This is a genomic window from Leeuwenhoekiella parthenopeia (assembly GCF_020782115.1).
Taxonomy (GTDB): Bacteria; Bacteroidota; Bacteroidia; order Flavobacteriales; family Flavobacteriaceae; genus Leeuwenhoekiella; species Leeuwenhoekiella parthenopeia.
Genome location: NZ_JAJGMW010000056.1, coordinates 1 through 1303 on the forward strand (window position 1 = coordinate 1; position 1303 = coordinate 1303).

The following is a 1303-nucleotide window of genomic DNA, read 5'->3' on the forward strand; positions in this document are numbered from 1 at the left end:
GGCATCAGGGAATAGAAAACGAAATACCGCTGGTAAAGTATTTAAACAAACAACAAAAAGCAGCTTAGTCAATATAACCGGAACTTAATTTAAGCTGAAAACTGCCCTACAAATGGGGGGATGCTCAGTAAAATACTTGTCATAAAATTTTAAAAGTTCAGGGTCATCCCACTCATTGATTCTTATTATTAATCTTTCCATTAATTCTCTTTTCTTTGGAAATGGATCGAGGTCGTCTATGTATCTTAAGATTCGAAAAGGATTAAGATTAATATTGTTTAGTAGTAGAATTAATGCTTCGCGATAATCATTTTCAATTTTCTTATCAAAATCATTATCTCTTGAAAAGAAAATCGAAAAAGAATCTAACTTCTTAATGGATTCATATGCTCTAGTTCGAAAAGGATTTTCTGGAAAGAAGTAATTATAAACTATGTTTTCATCTAATAAATAGTTAACCCAATCTTTCGAAAAGATGGAGTTTATGAAAACTTTCATAAACTTGGTGTTTTTTCTGATAATCTCTGTAAATATTAGCTTTTCATCTTCGCTTGGTTTATTCTGATGAGAAAGATTTATTATTGTTAAAGACTTTATGTGGAATCTGAAATTGTTACTTTTTAAAATTTTACGAGTATTAGCAATATATTGCTTATGGTCATATTGTCTTAAATACTCAAACACCAATTTTAATACATTTCTGATCTCTAAATTCTGAGAATTCTCGTGGATATAATTATAAATATCTCTGCCCGATTCTACGAAATGTTTTGATAAACAATATTCATAAAAGGTTTGATGAAAAAACTGAATATCTTCTCCATCTTCAATAACAAGATGATTGCTATATAAATAATTCAATTCATCAATATACCTACTTTTAAAAACATTGAATGTTGAAATTTTTTGTTCCAAATACATTTTGTCTGCAATTTGGAATAGAAGCGTTGATAAATTTGATTGGGAATTCTGGGTTATTAGACTTTCCCATAACTCGTCATATAAGTCCTTGAGTGAAGATAAATCTGCTTTAAACAGTTCGCTCTTTTTTGGAATTTTACAAAATATATTCAGGTGATTTGGAACGCGTAAAAGCTCAATAGTCTTTTCACTAGTACAGTATAGTGAGCATCCCCCCATTTGTAGGGCAGTTTTCAGCTTAAATTAAGTTCCGGTTATATTGACTAAGCTGCTTTTTGTTGTTTGTTTAAATACTTTACCAGCGGTATTTCGTTTTCTATTCCCTGATGCCTTCTTTTTGTATTGTAATAACTAAAATACGTTTTTAATTGTTGGTATAGAT

At 29.5% G+C, this 1303-nt stretch carries 1 protein-coding gene; it reads right to left on the reverse strand.

The features are described from left to right. Positions 1–84: 84 nt before the first annotated feature. On the reverse strand, positions 85–1140 hold the full coding sequence (locus LLW17_RS18805) for a hypothetical protein (RefSeq protein WP_228231835.1): 1056 nt from the start codon (positions 1138–1140) through the stop codon (positions 85–87). Positions 1141–1303 lie beyond the last annotated feature (163 nt).

Excerpts from the sequence above, each read along its gene's own strand:
- LLW17_RS18805 (WP_228231835.1), bottom strand. The coding sequence starts at position 1,140 with ATGGGGGGATGCTCACTATACTGTACTAGTGAAAAGACTATTGAGCTT.